The 16,413-nt window shown below is 43.1% G+C and carries 12 protein-coding genes; 8 read left to right on the top strand and 4 right to left on the bottom strand.

Annotation, left to right across the window (positions count from 1 at the left end):
• The first annotated feature begins 130 nt into the window (after positions 1 to 130).
• Complete coding sequence (gene glyQ / locus HWQ39_RS10780; RefSeq protein ID WP_292844060.1) at positions 131 to 1,054, top strand: glycine--tRNA ligase subunit alpha; 924 nt, start codon at positions 131 to 133, stop codon at positions 1,052 to 1,054.
• Between the two features lie 233 nt (positions 1,055 to 1,287).
• A complete protein-coding gene (locus HWQ39_RS10785) occupies positions 1,288 to 3,642 on the top strand; it encodes a ComEC/Rec2 family competence protein (protein WP_292844062.1) in 2,355 nt (784 codons plus the stop codon).
• Positions 3,643 to 3,796: 154 nt separating this feature from the next.
• Here the strand turns inward: HWQ39_RS10785 and mreD are convergent, their stop codons facing one another.
• From mreD to HWQ39_RS10800, 3 genes are all read right to left on the bottom strand, one after another.
• Complete coding sequence (gene mreD, locus HWQ39_RS10790) at positions 3,797 to 4,414, bottom strand: rod shape-determining protein MreD (RefSeq protein ID WP_292844064.1); 618 nt, start codon at positions 4,412 to 4,414, stop codon at positions 3,797 to 3,799.
• A 26-nt stretch (positions 4,415 to 4,440) separates the two neighbouring features.
• Positions 4,441 to 5,235 carry a rod shape-determining protein MreC gene (gene mreC, locus HWQ39_RS10795; protein WP_179065880.1) on the bottom strand — a complete coding sequence of 265 codons (795 nt, stop codon included), beginning with the start codon at positions 5,233 to 5,235 and terminating at the stop codon, positions 4,441 to 4,443.
• Between the two features lie 101 nt (positions 5,236 to 5,336).
• Positions 5,337 to 6,344, bottom strand: coding sequence for a rod shape-determining protein (locus tag HWQ39_RS10800; RefSeq protein WP_292844404.1), 1,008 nt, complete (start codon positions 6,342 to 6,344; stop codon positions 5,337 to 5,339).
• 375 nt (positions 6,345 to 6,719) lie between these two features.
• On the opposite strand from HWQ39_RS10800, the gene HWQ39_RS10805 reads away from it, so the two are divergent.
• Positions 6,720 to 7,082, top strand: coding sequence for a single-stranded DNA-binding protein (locus tag HWQ39_RS10805; RefSeq protein WP_292844065.1), 363 nt, complete (start codon positions 6,720 to 6,722; stop codon positions 7,080 to 7,082).
• 147 nt (positions 7,083 to 7,229) lie between these two features.
• On the opposite strand, the gene HWQ39_RS10810 is transcribed toward HWQ39_RS10805, so the two are convergent.
• Positions 7,230 to 7,970 (bottom strand): SIMPL domain-containing protein, encoded by a 741-nt coding sequence (locus tag HWQ39_RS10810; RefSeq protein ID WP_292844067.1) that lies wholly within the window; start codon positions 7,968 to 7,970, stop codon positions 7,230 to 7,232.
• Positions 7,971 to 8,032: 62 nt separating this feature from the next.
• On the opposite strand from HWQ39_RS10810, the gene HWQ39_RS10815 reads away from it, so the two are divergent.
• The 5 genes from HWQ39_RS10815 to murI all read left to right on the top strand — a co-directional run bounded on the left by HWQ39_RS10815 (position 8,033) and on the right by murI (position 15,709).
• Positions 8,033 to 8,218, top strand: coding sequence for a hypothetical protein (locus tag HWQ39_RS10815; RefSeq protein ID WP_292844069.1), 186 nt, complete (start codon positions 8,033 to 8,035; stop codon positions 8,216 to 8,218).
• 113 nt (positions 8,219 to 8,331) lie between these two features.
• Complete coding sequence (locus HWQ39_RS10820) at positions 8,332 to 9,810, top strand: cation:proton antiporter (protein ID WP_292844071.1); 1,479 nt, start codon at positions 8,332 to 8,334, stop codon at positions 9,808 to 9,810.
• Positions 9,811 to 10,488: 678 nt separating this feature from the next.
• On the top strand, positions 10,489 to 12,369 hold the full coding sequence (locus HWQ39_RS10825) for an N-acetylmuramoyl-L-alanine amidase (protein ID WP_292844073.1): 1,881 nt from the start codon (positions 10,489 to 10,491) through the stop codon (positions 12,367 to 12,369).
• A gap of 439 nt (positions 12,370 to 12,808) precedes the next feature.
• Positions 12,809 to 14,713, top strand: coding sequence for an N-acetylmuramoyl-L-alanine amidase (locus HWQ39_RS10830; RefSeq protein ID WP_292844075.1), 1,905 nt, complete (start codon positions 12,809 to 12,811; stop codon positions 14,711 to 14,713).
• A gap of 129 nt (positions 14,714 to 14,842) precedes the next feature.
• On the top strand, positions 14,843 to 15,709 hold the full coding sequence (gene murI, locus HWQ39_RS10835; protein WP_292844077.1) for a glutamate racemase: 867 nt from the start codon (positions 14,843 to 14,845) through the stop codon (positions 15,707 to 15,709).
• The last annotated feature ends 704 nt before the right edge of the window (positions 15,710 to 16,413 follow it).

Below are 16,413 nucleotides of genomic sequence, written 5' to 3' on the forward strand. Positions count from 1 at the left end.
CAACTTCATTGTGTCAACTACTTTTTCCAAAATAATTTGGAAATGCTTTCATGTCTCCTGAAACTAGCTACAGTGTTGGGTTGTAGGCAACAATGGTTTATGCACTGTGTTAAGTAGGGAAGGGGGAAGCGTGAATTTTCAGTCAGTAATAGGTTTATTGCATCAGTTTTGGGGCGATCGCGGTTGTCTTATTGCCCAGCCATACGATATTGAGAAGGGGGCTGGTACTAAGAATCCTCAAACTTTTTTAAGGGCGTTGGGGCCGGAACCCTGGGCTGTGGCTTATGTTGAACCGTGTCGTCGCCCAACGGATGGGCGCTATGGCGAAAACCCCAACCGCTTCCAACACTATTATCAGTACCAAGTTTTGATTAAGCCGTCACCAGATAATATCCAGGAGATTTATCTTGATTCGTTAAGAGCTTTAGGTATTCGTCCTGAAGACCACGATATTCGGTTTGTAGAGGATAACTGGGAAGATGCGACGGTGGGAGCTTGGGGAACTGGATGGGAAGTATGGTTAGATGGAATGGAAGTTACTCAATTTACTTACTTCCAACAGTGTGGAGGAATTGATTGCCGTCCGGTGTCGATTGAGATTACTTATGGGTTAGAGCGGCTGACAATGTATCTCCAGCAGGTAGAAGCATTTACAAAGATCCAATGGACAGACAATATTACCTATGGAGATGTTTTCCTGCAAAGTGAGATTGAGCAGTGTACGTATAACTTTGAAGCTTCAAATCCTGAGTTGCTACTGACACTATTTAACTTATATGAGCAGGAAGCTACCCAATTGACGGAGCGAGGATTGGTCTTGCCTAGCTTAGATTATGTAATGAAGTGTTCGCACACGTTTAATCTGCTGGATGCTAGAGGTGTGATTTCGGTGACGGAGAGAACTCGCTATATTGCCAGGATTCGGCATTTGGCTAGGAAGGTGGCTCATTTATATGTTGAGCAAAGGGAGAAATTGGGTTTTCCGTTGCTTGAAGTCATGCCTGGGCAACTAGAAGTCACGGCTACACAGACAAAACCTGCCTCCGCAGGTTAAACCCCTGATTTTTGCATTCTTTAAGCTAAGTATATCTTTATGATGTGGCTGTTGCTAAAGGTCAAAAATCCCGTTAAATCTTGAGTCTAGAATATTAAAGCTACAAGGATAAGGCCCGCCTGTGCGGGCTTTGTTTGTATAAACTTGATGGACTATACTTCAGCACATTGCTACTTTATCTATATTTAAGTCAGCTGCAAATTACCGTTGCCAGGTGCTTTTACAAAAATCTTATGATTCAAACCAGTGGTGTAATTATTTGTCTTGGCTATATTTTTGGGTTGCTATTTACAGCAGTTCCTTGGGGTGGTATATGGATTTTGGTTTTGGGGATAGTGGGAGCAATTATTTTTAGAAGACGCACCAATTCACGGCAATTTGCTCAGAAAGCAGAAAATGCTGGAAGCAAAAATAAGGCAGTGCCGAACACTTGGCAAACTAGTCCCCATGCTCGAATATGGCTAGCTGCTGGCTTGGTGGGATTATTGGCAACTCTATATTTTCAATGGCGAGTACCGCAACCGGGTGTAAAAGATATTAGTCAATTCGTCCCGCTTGGAAATAGCAGCAATCAAGAACAACTTGTGATTGTACGCGGCGAAGTGGCCAGTAATCCCCGCTTGACTCGCAGTCAACGAGGACAATTTTGGTTAGAAGCGACTCAGTTAGATGAGGTCAAAAATGAAAAAGGTTCAGCGGGTGTTCCACAAGGTGTGTCAGGCAAATTATATGTGACAGTACCCATACTTCAAGCTACTGGGTTATACCCTAGTCAACAAATTGCTGTGACTGGGATTTTGTATAAACCAAAGGCGGCTTCCAATCCTGGTGGTTTTGACTTTCAGAAGTTTCTCAAGCAAGAAGGAACTTTTGCTGGTCTAATTGGGCGACAAATAAATGTTTTAGATCAGGAACGTAAATGGGGATGGTGGCAAATTCGGGAGCGAATTGTGCGATCGCAAGTTCGTTGGTTGGGTGTCCCAGAAGGGCCTCTTGTCAGTGCAATGGTTTTAGGTAGCAAAGCTGTTGATTTACCCTACGATATCCGCGACTTGTTTGTGCAAGCTGGATTGGCTCATGCTTTGGCAGCTTCCGGGTTCCAAACTTCCTTGATTTTAAGTGTGATCTTACAGTTAACCAGGCGGACAAAAAAAGGAACGCAATTTACCGTTGGTTTTTTGGCTTTAATCATTTTTCTGAGTTTAACAGGTTTTCAACCTGCGGTTCTCAGAGCCGTAATTATGGGTTTTGCGGCACTAGTTGGTTTGCTATTAAAAAGGAAGGTAAAACAGTTTGGATCGTTACTATTAGCGGCAACTCTGCTATTAGTATTTAATCCTCTATGGATTTGGGATTTAGGTTTTCAATTAAGTTTTTTAGCAACACTGGGATTAGTTGTTACAGTAACCCCACTAGTTAACCGCCTAGCATGGCTACCACCTGCGATCGCTTCTTTAATTGCCGTTCCTCTAGCTGCCACTATTTGGACTTTACCTGTGCAACTTTTTGTCTTTGGAGTTGTACCATCTTACAGTTTGTTCCTGAATGTGGTTAGTACTCCATTAATTTCGGTCATTAGCATAGGTGGAATTATCAGTGCGTTAGTAGGTTTAGTTTGGACTGAAGCCGGAAGCTTCCTGGCTGGCGTATTACATTACCCTACTGATTGGTTAATTAAACTAGTGGAATTTTTTAGCAAGTTGCCAGGAAATTCTGTTGCTGTGGGTAGTATATCTAGTTGGCAACTTTTGACAATTTATGTACTGATTCTATTGGTTTGGCTAGTGCCTTGGTGGCAGCGACGGTGGTGGTTTGCTAATGTGATTGCGATTGCTTTAGTATTCATTCCCCTTTGGCATTCTACAAATACATTATTTAGGATAACGGTATTAGAATCTGGTACGGAACCAATTGTAGTTGTTCAAGATAGAGGTAGTGTAACTGTAATTAATAGTGGAGATGAAGGTACAGGAAGCTTCACAATTCTACCGTTTTTACAACAACAGGGTGTAAATCAAATCAATTGGGCGATCGCAACTGATTTTCAAGGCAATGAAAGTAATGCCTGGTTTGAATTAATGCAACGTTTACCAATCAATAATTTTTATGAATATTCACCCAAAACAGATGATTCTATTACAACTCAGGCAATTCAACAGGAACTACAAAAACATCAAGGAATTTATCAATCTTTGGCAGTTGGTCAATCTGTGAAAGCTGGTTCGACAGTAGCACAATTAATCAACGACCAATTACCTATCTTACAATTGCAAATTTTAGACCAGAGTTGGTTATTAGTAGGTAACGTTAAATCTAAAGAGGTACAACAACTAGTTAAAAATGGAAGTTTACCTCACCCCCAAGTGCTTTGGTGTGCGCCTGAGTCATTGAAAGATTTAGTTATTGCCCTGCGACCACAAGTAGCGATCGCTTCTTCTGCTAACTTTGATCCAAAAACTTTATCTGAACTGAATCAAAGCCAAACCAAACTTTTTTTTACAGGAAGAGATGGGGCTATTCAATGGACGCCTAATGGTCAGTTTGAGGCATTTATTGAAGCAACAGAAAACAAGTCTTCTCTGTTATGAAAAAATAAAAAATGAATCCTCAATCAACTCTTAGGTGCGGTGACGTTATACGCCAGCACAACTTTGTTGTACGCGTAGACGTATTCCACCGCAGGCATCGCATAAATTGAGGGTTTACAAGCACGCATCAGTTGATAACCCGCAACTTAGGTTACTACTGCTCCAACAATTTTATTCGCTGCCACCAAAGATTTAGGGGATAATAAACCACCGGTGCCCATAAACTACTCAGAATGGCAGAAGCAAGAGCGACACGCTGGTAATATGTCCAAATATCTGTCACGTTACGCTCATGACCAAGCAAAGTTAATTGCAACCCAAAGATAGTTTCTGATAAAACTGCCATCACAAAAACAATTACAGCAATCGAAATAAAATCTTCTTCAATAAAACGCTGTTTTTGGAGTAGACCAGTTAAAACTCCCACTATACCTAAACTAAGGGCATGAGTAGGGTTAGGTGATGTCATTGAATCTTGAAGCAACCCTAGAACTATGCCTGCCAATGCTCCGGCAAACACCGTGCGCTTCACACTCCAAGCTACTACCCAAATTAACAGCCAATTAGGGCCAATTCCCAATAATTCCATACCTGGGAACCGAGTTGGCAATAATAGTAAACATAACAATACAGATCCAACCGTCACTATCCAACCCAACAACTGGCGTATACCGGGATGCCAACGAGCAAGCGGCTGGATTCGGAATTTCGATTTTCGCTCTGACGATTTTGGCTTTTTCTGCCTGCTACCACCAAATGCAGGAATCTTCATTTTTCTATGGATTTTTAAGGAAGAATTTACTTAGACTTTTGCGGCACTTGATTTGCCGACTCTTGGTTTTCCGGCTTGGGATAAACAGCTACCCAATCAAGAGAGCGGATTGGCGGAAAAAGCTCAATTTTCGCGACTGATGCTGGAAGTTTCTTTAAATCCAGCGACTTGATTCGTCCTACCGCCAAACCAGAGGGAAATTTCTGACTATAGGTAGACGTGGAAACTAAATCTCCTACCTTGACATTTGGAACTTTTTCATAAAACTCCAGCACTGCTTCGGCAGAAGAATCTCCTCGCAAAACGCCTTTAGCTGCCGTGCGGCTAACTGATACACCAACTTGACTTTTGAGGTCACTTATTAACAACACACGGCTAGTATTGGGAGTTACACTCTCCACCAAACCTACTAATCCGCCTTCTGCTTTGACTATGAAGCCTTCCTGAATGCCTACATTCGCACCGCGATTCAGGGTAACTTGTTGCCACCACTGGTCAGCACTACGTCCTACCACGCGTGCTGGAATTGGCCGTGATGCCAGTGGCTCTTTTTCTACATAGCCTAATAAATCTTGTAGCTTTGTCTTTTGACTTTCCAAATCTACTATACGGGTTTGCAATTCTAGTATCCGGGCATCTCTGAGACGTTCTTCTGGAGTTGGCCCTGACTGCAACATCTCTAACGGCCGGGTAATTGCCTGGTATGTCTCAAGCACCAACTCACCTTGAGTCTGTCGCAATATCCAAGCACTACCAACTACTAGAGCTAATAAACCGATTTGTAACCCTTTACGATCCCACCAACGCCGTATTGTCACCATATATACCTTTGTATATCTATACAAATTAAGTTCTACTTGGATTCTATTTATATAGAACCCAAATAGAACTCAAATAGAACTCAGGTCTGATATTTTTTTTGCTACATATTGCGAGAGCTTTCGGTAACAACTCGTTCTAACTGTTTAAAGTTTTCTAACACACGACCTGTTCCCAGCACAACACAGCTTAAAGGATCAGCAGCAATGTGGGTAATAATCCCTGTTTCATGGCTAATTAGGGTATCTATGCCTTTGAGCAAAGCACCGCCGCCAGCTAACATAATACCTCTGTCAATAATATCTGCTGCCAATTCTGGAGGTGTGCGTTCCAGTGTCCGCTTCACAGCTTCTATAATTACTGATAGCGGTTCCAACATGCTTTCACGGATTTCTGGGGATTTGATTGTTACAGTACGCGGTAGACCAGAAAGTAGGTGTAAACCTCGGACTTCCATCATCGCGTCATTATCATCGTTAGTGGGATAGGCAGAACCAAGCCGAATCTTGATTTCCTCGGCAGTACGTTCACCAATGACTAAGTTATGAACTTTCTTAATATACTGAATGATTGAATCAGTCAGTTCATCTCCAGCAATGCGAACTGATTCGCTGATGACTGTACCTTGAAGACTCAGCACCGCAACTTCTGTTGTGCCACCACCAATATCGATGATCATGTTGCCAGTAGGTTCAGCAACGGGTAATCCTGCACCAATCGCCGCGGCTACGGGTTCATCGATTAAATATACTTTTCTTGCTCCTGCTTGGTGAGCTGCATCCATCACAGCTCGCCTTTCTACTCCTGTGACACCACTGGGAATACCAATGACAATCCGGGGTAAGATTAAGGATCTACCTTCATTTACACGCTGAATAAAGCTTTTCAACATTAGCTCGGCGATATCGAAGTCAGCGATTACACCATCCCGCAAGGGACGGAGGGCAATCACATTTCCAGGTGTGCGACCGAGCATCTTTTTGGCTTCTTCTCCAACTGCTAGTGCTACCTTTTCGTTTACGTCGATAGCAACTACAGAAGGTTCTTGTAGTACAATACCTTTACCAGATACATAAACTAGAGTGTTTGCGGTACCGAGGTCGATACCCATATCCCATGATGTGCGAAAGTTCCTAAAAATACCCACGCGTCTGTAAGCCCCCTATGTGCGATACTTTTTGACTACAACGGTTAAGAGTTAATTTGTGTCGGATTCGATAAAGTTCGTATCCTGAGTTGAGTCAACTAGACTATATTTTTATATGATTCCCAGGAATATTTACTATGTCTCAAGCCCCGTATGTTTTGATATTCTCTGGTTAGATTAGTATATCCGTATATTTTTATGTGTTTCTCCATATAGTGTGTATAATTTTTCAAGTCAATTATATTGTTAACTGTTTAACACATTATTTTCAAGTCTTTCACAATTCGCTATGATGAAAGTCAGAATTTGTTAAGTACGTTTGTACTAAAAGGTAACGTAATGAGTATCAATGTTGTCAACCTCATTGGTCGTGTAGGCGGCGACCCAGAGATTAAGTATTTTGAGTCTGGTAGTGTGAAGTGTAGATTGACACTAGCAGTAAAAAGGCGATCGCGTAACAGCGATCAACCTGACTGGTTCGAGTTGGAACTATGGGGAAAGACAGCAGAGTTTGCCAAGAATTATGTACAAAAAGGTAAACAAATTGCCGTTAAAGGTTCCTTGAAGTTTGACGCTTGGAGCGATCGCCAAACAGGAATTAGCCGCTCTAAACCAGTTATTCTAGTAGATCAGGTGGACTTATTGGGTTCTAAGCAAGATGGAGACGGAGGAACGGGAGATATGTCTCCAGAACATTTTTAATTGGGTATTGGGCAAAACAGTTCCGAGTGCTGAGTAAAGAAATTAGATTTCCTACTCAGCACTCTTGAGGGACATTGGGCATTGATTATTAGTCCTTTGCCTTTACAAATGACAAAGGACTAATGACAAAGGACTAATGACCAATGACTAATAACTAATTTGCAGCGTTACCGATGCTTCTACTTGTTGTTCACCACCAATTACAGGGGTGGAAGCATCAGCTGACTTGGCAGCTTCAGCACGTAAAAACATGGGTGGTGGTGGCGCAGTGGCATTATTAACTTGAATGCTTACGATTTCTTTGGATTTAAAACCCAAGGCACTAAAAACGGCATCAGCTTGCTGCCGGGCGTCTTGAGTGGCTTCTTTTAATGCTTGTTTTTGAGCAGTTGCGATCGCTTCATCATTCGCCACAAAACTAATACCGTTAATTTGTGTTGCACCCGCTTTCACTGCATCATCCAATAATGTCCCAGCTTGTTCGGTAGGAATTCTAAAACTCACGGTGTTATTGGCAGCATAGCCTGTAATCTGCTGCACATTATTGGTATAGCTGTAAACTGGGTTGAGCCGGATACCAGTAGTTTGTAATTTTTCAACATTTTTGCTCTTTAAGAACGCAACTACAGCAGATGACCTCCGAGCGGCTTCTTGCTGTACTTCCTGTGCTGTTTTTCCTTGAATCTCTACTCCTAAACTGACTTGTGCCAGAGTTGTCGGAATTGTTTCTACTCCGCGACCACTGACACTAAGGGTTCGCCACAATTTATCTTTTTCTTGTGCGAATGCAGGTAGTACAAAAGTTGCACATACTAGCATTGCTAAAGGTAGTATTTTCCACAAGTTTCCAGATGGAAATCGAGAACCGGGTAAAGTGGCTCTAGTCATAATATTTGCACTCCTCAAAGTATCCACAGATGTTTTGAATAAACGTATGTAGCAATCTTCTGGTGGTTGTTGAGAGCCAACAGCCACCACAAGTTTTTCACAACTCAAGTGCGATCGCTAGATACGATTTGTATGTTCTTACTTTGACACTGCGATCGTCAAAAGCTGGAATGGTTACATTTTTTGAAACTAAAAAAATTACATTAGTGCAACACAGTGTAAATCAACTACTTATTCCAAATCAATGAAATGTTTACGTTGTATACCTTTGTGAATTTTTAATTTTGAATTCAGATTGCGTCTTTATAGGATGTTTTTCAGAAACGCGTCAGAATCAAAGAGAAGGATTTTCACAGAACCCATGCATTTGTTAGATCCAATCAACTTCTCTTTTCCTCTGCTGGCCAGCGCAACACAAGCCGCAGACAGTTCAATGGTAGTCGAAGCAGTGCTACTAAGCTTAGTAGTCATTTATCTCGCCAGCAAAGTTGGTGGAGAGTTATCAAACCAAGTGGGTTTGCCACCTGTCTTAGGCGAACTCGTAGGTGGTGTGGTAGTAGGCATCTCTGTTTTCCACCTTTTGGTGTTTCCAGAAGGCGGCACAGACAGTTCTAACTCTTTGATCGTGTCCTTCCTTCAAACCACTGCTGGTTTAACACCTGAAGCGACTCCAGCGGTTTTTGCAGCCCAGTCTGAGGTTGTTTCCGTTTTAGCCGAATTGGGTGTAATCATCCTGCTCTTTGAAATCGGCTTGGAGTCGAACTTAAAAGATTTAATGGCAGTTGGCATTCAAGCCACTGTCGTCGCAGTAGTGGGGGTAGCAGTACCCTTTGCCGCTGGGACTGTAGGACTAATGACTTTATTTGGTATTAGCGCTGTCCCGGCAATTTTTGCAGGGGCGGCTTTGACTGCTACTAGTATTGGCATGACTTCTAAGGTGCTGTCAGAATTGGGGCGACTCAATTCTAAAGAAGGACAGATTATTTTGGGTGCTGCCGTAATTGACGACGTTCTGGGAATCATCGTTTTAGCGGTAGTAGCTAGCCTAGCTAAAGATGGTGTGGTGGATGTAAGCAAAGTCATTTACTTGATTATTAGTGCCACTGGTTTTATTTTGGGAGCAATTCTACTAGGCAATGTTTTCAATAAATCCTTTGTAGCGATCGCCGATCAACTTAAAACCCGTGGTGGACTGGTAATACCAGCATTCATTTTCGCCTTTGCAATGGCATACCTTGCCGCCGTCATCCACTTAGAAGCAATTCTGGGAGCTTTTGCGGCGGGTTTAGTTCTAGAAGAGACAGATAAACGTAAAGAACTGCAAAAGCAAGTCTCTCCCATTGCCGATATATTAGTGCCAATTTTCTTTGTGACTGTTGGCGCAAAAACCGATTTGGGAGTTTTAAACCCAGCAATTCCCGAAAATCGCGAAGGTCTAATTATGGCAACCTTCCTGATTACAGTAGCCATTATCGGTAAAGTGATCACAGGTTTAAGCGTGTTTGGTCAACCAGGAATCAACCGTTTAGCGATCGGTGTAGGAATGATTCCCAGAGGCGAAGTTGGGTTAGTGTTTGCTGGTGTCGGCGCTGCCAGTGGCGCTCTCTCGAAACCATTAGGGGCAGCAATTATCATGATGGTTATCTTGACAACCTTTTTAGCTCCTCCCTTGTTAAGATTTGTATTTCCAGATCCAAAAACTGTGGAGGTAGGCTCAGAGCAACTAATTTTAGACGGTTCCTCTGGGACTTCGTTGGTAATTGAACCACTTCAACCAAGGGTGTCAGCATCAAATGATAGTGGCAATTTGGAAGTAACCCCTGATTCTAGCGATCGTTAATTATTGGGAATGGGGAATTGAGAAGAGGCAGAGGGGCAGGGTGCGGGGGGCGGAAGGGAAAACTTTTCTCCCTTGCTCCCTGCCTCCCTACTCCCCCATTGTGCAATGGAAACTTCTATCCCCAAATCTCCGTCGCGTGTGATTGTAGAATAATTGTTTGTTTCTAATTTTTACCAGCATTCAAAATGTTAGTTATTTCTAGTTTCCCTCGGCTTGTAAGCCGTTATCTGAATATTTTCCAGATAATTGGGGAGTAACACCCATAAATTTTGCTAGATCATCTGACAGTAATGGGAATTATTTACTCAGTGCATCGATGGCAACAAAAAACAAACACTTATCATTGAACAGCTATCAATTATCAGTTTTCTAGCTTGGTTAGGGAGTCAACCCCACCTCTACAGGTGGAAGGTTTCGTGTGGAGATTTATACCTAAAATTAAACTTGATAACTGATTTAAATGTGTATTAGAGCAGTTTTTAGGTATTTAGATCGCCATTGAGATGGGGAATGGGGAGTAGGGAGTGGTGTAGTTAAATTACTTGAAAAATGCTGTTAATAACAGCTTAAAAATCAAAAAAGGCATCAGAGGTCAAGTTTAGGTGGTGACGGTGTGATGATTTACCAATGAGTTGAAATATTGACGGCTCCCATGAACGTGAATTAGGAGAAATGATTGTGAAATTACACTGGTTACTACCCAGCACTATTGGAACTATCTTCATGCTATCGTCGCCGGTAATGGCAGCGAGACTTGAATCTTGGCGCTTTGATGCTAATCAAAACAGGCTAGAAATTAATACTGTCGGAACAGTTCAACCGCAAGCACAACTAATTTTCAACCCGACTCGGCTGGTAATTGATTTGCCAGGAACTACATTTGGGCGTCCGCAGCTAACCCAGCAGGTGGGCGGTGGAATTCGCTCGATCCGTGTTGGGCAGTTTGATATAGATACAACACGTATAGTTGTCGAACTGACTCCTGGTTACACGTTAGACCCCAAACGAGTACAATTTGTTGGTACAAGTGGCGATCGCTGGACGGTGCAATTACCTAGACCAGAAGTTGAGAGAGTAGCTTCATCTCCCAGAAGTGCTTACAGTGTAGTTACTCCGGATTCTGAACCTCAACCTAGTATTTCAAGGGTTGCTACTACTACGCGAGGGGCTACTCAAGTCGAGCATTTACAAGTAACAGGTGATGGGTTGTTCATTCGTACCAGTGGTGGTAATCCTCCAATTCAGGTAATTCGCAGCCGCGATCGCGCTACCATTTTTGTGGATATCTCTGGCGCATCTTTATCACCAAGTCTAGCGCAACGGAATAATATACCCGTCAACAAACATGGTATTAGCCGCGTCCAATTCACCTCATTGCAAACCCAACCTCCCGGTGTCCGCCTGACTTTGCGCGTAGATAAAAATAGCCCAGACTGGCGAGCAACTAATAGTAACGGCGGTGGTTTGGTAGTTTTACCTAATCGCGTTGTCACATTGCTTGGAAGTAATAATTCGGACAACCAATCAGAAGCTATTTCCTTTCCTAGTAGACCATCTGCCAATAACTCGCCAGCAACAATTGAGTCTGTGCAACTGGCTGATAATGGTACACAACTGCTAATTAGAGGCAACCAACCTTTATCCGCAACAGGAACTTGGGATAGATCCTCTGGTCTGTTCCGCGTCACTATCACTAATGCTAACCTAGCTCCCAGAGTCACAGGCCCTACTTTTGCTACCAATAGCCCCATTCTTCGGGTACGTCTGCAACCCCAAGCACCCAACACTGTTGTTGTTTTAATTCAACCAGCAGCCGGAATCCAACTTGGGCAACCCAGGCAAATCGACGGGCAGCTTTTGGCTCTACCAATACAAGGTTCTCGGCGAGTGGTTGCCCTCTCTGGAAGACCACCTTTTGCTTTACCTGGGCTACCACCGCCAAATCGTGGGCCATTCCCAGATCCAAACAACCCCAATCCCCAGCCCATAACACAACCACAGCGCCGAGTTACCAATGGGCGAGTGGTAGTTATTATTGACCCCGGACATGGCGGTAAAGATTCAGGAGCGCTTGGCATTGGGGGGGCACGTGAAAAGGATGTGATCTTGCCTATTGGTAAAAGACTTGCTGAGATTTTGCAGCAAAATGGCGTACAAGTAATTATGACGCGGGATTCTGACTATTTTGTTACTCTTCCGGGACGGGTGCAATTAGCAGAACGAGCTAACGCTGATGTGTTTGTTAGCATACATGCCAATTCAGCCGGTGCGAGTCGTCCCGATGTTAATGGCTTGGAAGTCTATTATTACGACAGTGGACTGGATCTAGCTCGCGTTGTCCGTAGTAGTATTCTGCAAAGTATTGGTACTCTCAAAGACAGGGGAGTGCGACGAGCCAGATTTTATGTCCTCAGAAAAAGTTCTATGCCCTCCATTCTCGTGGAAACGGGTTATATGACTGGTCGAGAGGATATGGCTAGACTGAGAACTTCAGCTTACCAAAATCAAATGGCAGAAGCGATCGCTCGTGGTGTTCTTCAGTATTTAAAGAGAAGATAAGTGATTTAGTCTAAATTTCTAAATTATTGAGTAAGTACATCTCATCTTTACCATTTTTATCCAATTTAGTAGTAAAACAATTTAAGTATTCTTGCGGCGGGGTAGAAGTAGCTTCTTTGTTATTGTCATTTGATGCAATGCTTGTCAGTCAACAAATTTTGGATTTTAGATTTTGGATTTGTATCATCTACAACAGGTGTTAATGTAGCAAAACGCTAGTCTGGCAAAAAACTAAAATCGGGAATCTAAAATCTAAAATTGGCAGTCAAATATATATAGGCTAATGGCATGGCAAAACCAGAGGAGCGTGCTATATTTTACGCCATTAGCTGTGTCTTAATAACAGCGCAAAACTCAAGTGGCGCGGTGACGGTGTGAGGATTTGCCAATATGTTGAGATGTTGACGGCTCCCATAAATGTGAATCAGGAGAAAAGACTGTGAAATTACGCTGGTTACTATCCAGTACTATTGGAACCATCTTCATGCTATCGTCGCCGGCAATGGCCGCGAAACTAGAATCTTGGCGTTTTGATGCCAATCAAAACAGGCTGGAAATTAATACTTTCGGAAATGTTCAACCCCAAGCACAATTAATTTTTAACCCCACTCGTTTGGTAATTGATTTGCCAGGAACCACATTTGGGCGTCCGCAGTTAACCCAACAGGTGGGCGGTGCAATTCGTTCGATCCGTGTTGGGCAGTTTGATGAACAAACAACGCGCATAGTCGTGGAATTGACTCCTGGTTATACTTTAGACCCCAAAGGAGTGCAATTTGTCGCCACAACTGGCGATCGCTGGACAGTTCAATTACCTACGCCAGAAGCCGAAAATACACCCTCAAGAAACACTGAAGGGCAGCAAGAACAAGCTATAGCCACAGCAACTTCACCCAGGACATCTACACCAGCATTCCCTCAAAGGGATATTTACAATGTGGTGAGAACTGACTCTGTTAATCGACCTAACAACAGAATGGCTGTCGCCAGAGTTACTCAAATTGAGAAATTACAAGTCACAGGCGATGGTTTTTTCATTACTACAAGTGGTGGCAATCCTCAGGTTCAGGTAAATCGTAGCAACGATCAAAAAGCAATCAACATCGACATTGCGGGCGCAACTTTATCACCAAATCTAGAGCAGCGGGATTTGTCGATTAATCGCTATGGCGTCAGCCGTATCCAATTCACCCAACTGCAAACCATTCCATCTGTTGTTCGCCTAACTTTACAGGTAGATCAAAATAGTCCAAATTGGCGAGCAACCGCTAGCAGCGTTGGTGGTTTTGTGATTCTACCCAGTCGTGGTGTTGCCCAATTGCCTGGAAGTAACACTCCACGTCCCATACTACCTAGTAACTCAACTGCTACTATTCAGTCTGTGCAGCTGGCTAATAATGGCACACAACTGCTGATTAGAGCCGACCAAACTTTATCTGCTACAGGAGGCTGGGATAGAACCTCTGGTTTATTCCGCATCACTATTAACAATGCTAAGTTAGCTCCCAAAGTTACAGGCCCTACTTTTAATCCTAATAGCCCAATACTGCGGGTACGCCTGCAACCACAAGAATCCAACACTGTCACCGTCTTGGTTCAACCAGCAGCCGGAGTACAAATTGGGGAACTTAACCAGGTTGGCGACGAGCTTTTAGCTTTAGAATTACGACGCTCTGGTAGCAGCAGTATCACACCGTCCATTACTTTACCTCCCCTGCCATCCCTAGACCAAGGTCAATTGCCAAACTCCACAGATAATCCTCGTCCCATCTCCCAGTCACGGCCACGCCCCTCCGTTCCTAAAGGGAAATTGGTAGTAGTTATTGACCCAGGACATGGTGGAAAAGACTCAGGTGCCCCTGGTTTGGGCGGACTTTTAGAAAAGAATGTAATTCTGCCTATTGGTAAAAGGGTAGGAGCGATTCTAGAGCAAAATGGTGTACAAGCGGTGCTAACGCGGGATGCCGACTTTTTCGTAGAACTTCAGGGACGGGTAGACATTACCAAGCGAGCTAATGCGACTTTGTTTGTCAGCATTCACGCTAATTCCGTTGATAATCGCCCTGATGTCAATGGGTTAGAAGTATATTATTACGATAGTGGTTATGGTCTGGCTGAAGTAGTTCGTAAAACCATCCTCCAGGAGATCGGTACTATCAAAGACCGAGGAACCCGCAAAGCTAGATTCTACGTCCTCAGAAAAAACTCCATACCTGCTATTCTCGTAGAAACAGGCTATATGACTGGTTATGAGGATAATCCCAGATTGGGAACACCAGAATATCAAAATCGGATGGCAGAAGCGATCGCTCGTGGCATTCTAAAATACTTACAGCAGAGGTAATATAGTACAAATTACTCATTAAAGAGGTGGTATTTAAACTTCTTTGACGTGCATAATTTAGTAGTCAATTTGGAGATTGTCTGCTAAATTCTGTATTTTAAATCCCAAAACCTAAATTAATATCTGCCTGTGTATTCATCTTCCATTTTTGAAGGGCATCTTGACGATTTTTCCGATCAAGAACCCCAACGTGCCCCAATTGGCATCTTTGACAGTGGTGTTGGTGGGCTGACAGTATTGCGACAACTATATCGGCAACTCCCCAATGAATCAATTATCTATTTTGGGGATACAGCTAGACTTCCTTACGGAATTCGTTCACAAGCAGAAATTTTACGATTTACCCGTGAAATTATTACCTGGCTACAACAGCAGCAGGTAAAAATGGTAATTATGGCTTGCAACACTAGTTCCGCCCTCGCACTAGAAACCGTGCGCCAAGAATTCAACATACCCATTTTGGGAGTGATTCTACCGGGTGCAAAAGCTGCCGTGCAGCAAGGAAAGCGGATTGGTGTAATTGCCACTCCCGCTACAGCTAAGAGTAATGCTTATAAGCACGCCATACTCGAAATTGCTCCTGATGTCCAAGTCTGGCAAGTTGGGTGTCCAGAGTTTGTGCCACTGATTGAGCAAAACCGCATTCATGACCCATATACAGCTGAAGTAGCACGAGCTTACCTAGAGCCTTTATTAGAGCAGGAAATTGATACCTTAGTTCACGGCTGTACCCATTATCCCCACCTTACACCAATACTGCGATCGCTCCTCCCCTCTCAAGTCCAATTAATTGATCCAGCTGTTCATGTTGTGGCAGCTTGCGCCCAAGAGTTAGACTTGTTAGGGTTAAGAAATACTCATCTACCATTACCAACTCGCTTCGCCGTCAGCGGTTGTCCGCAACAGTTTTCTCAGTCAGGAGTCCAATGGCTAGGCTATACCCCAATGGTTGAAGAGGTTTCCTTCACTGATATCGCTATTTCCCAACTCCAATAAAACTAATTAGTCCTTAGTCCTTTATCAAAACAAATGACCAAGGACTAATGACTAATGACTAATGACTAATGACTAATGACTATTAACTGATATCTCCTGCTTGTGTTTTCCTTCGGCAGATGAAGGAAAACTTGTCGGAACAGTCTTTGTACCCGTTCGCTTCGCTAGTGCTAATAACAAGTAGACTGTGAACAAATATCCAGACGCTAAAATAAAAATCATCATAGGCATACTTCCGTAAATCATTGTTCTACTACCACGCTTCTAAACGAATATAAAATTCCATAAAATTAGTAGAACCTCAACCAACCAAGTGCATTCTTGATGGCTGTAGTTTCATATAGTAAAATTACCCATAGAGATCAAAACCTCTAAGGACAAAGAATTTATAATTTAATGCGACTTTTTGCAGACCATAGATCCCACAGTAGTTAGGTTGCCGTCTAGCAATCTAAAACTACGATTCTCAGCGGTCTACTCGATCTGCTTTATTTTTGCTCAAACTGCTGTGAAAAGAGCAATGCTTGCGCTCAACGTGCGCTGAAGACGTGTAGCGGCTTCCCATAGGAATATCACATAGCTCCAAACCAGGAGTTTTGCGTATCGTAGGAAAAATTAAAGAATTTATTCCCTTAATCTCACCGACGAATATTTATTTTAGCCTCACAACACTAATTCAGTAAAATCAACTACTAGCTGACTTA

Source organism: Nostoc sp. NMS8 (assembly GCF_017115045.1).
Classification (GTDB): Bacteria; Cyanobacteriota; Cyanobacteriia; order Cyanobacteriales; family Nostocaceae; genus Nostoc.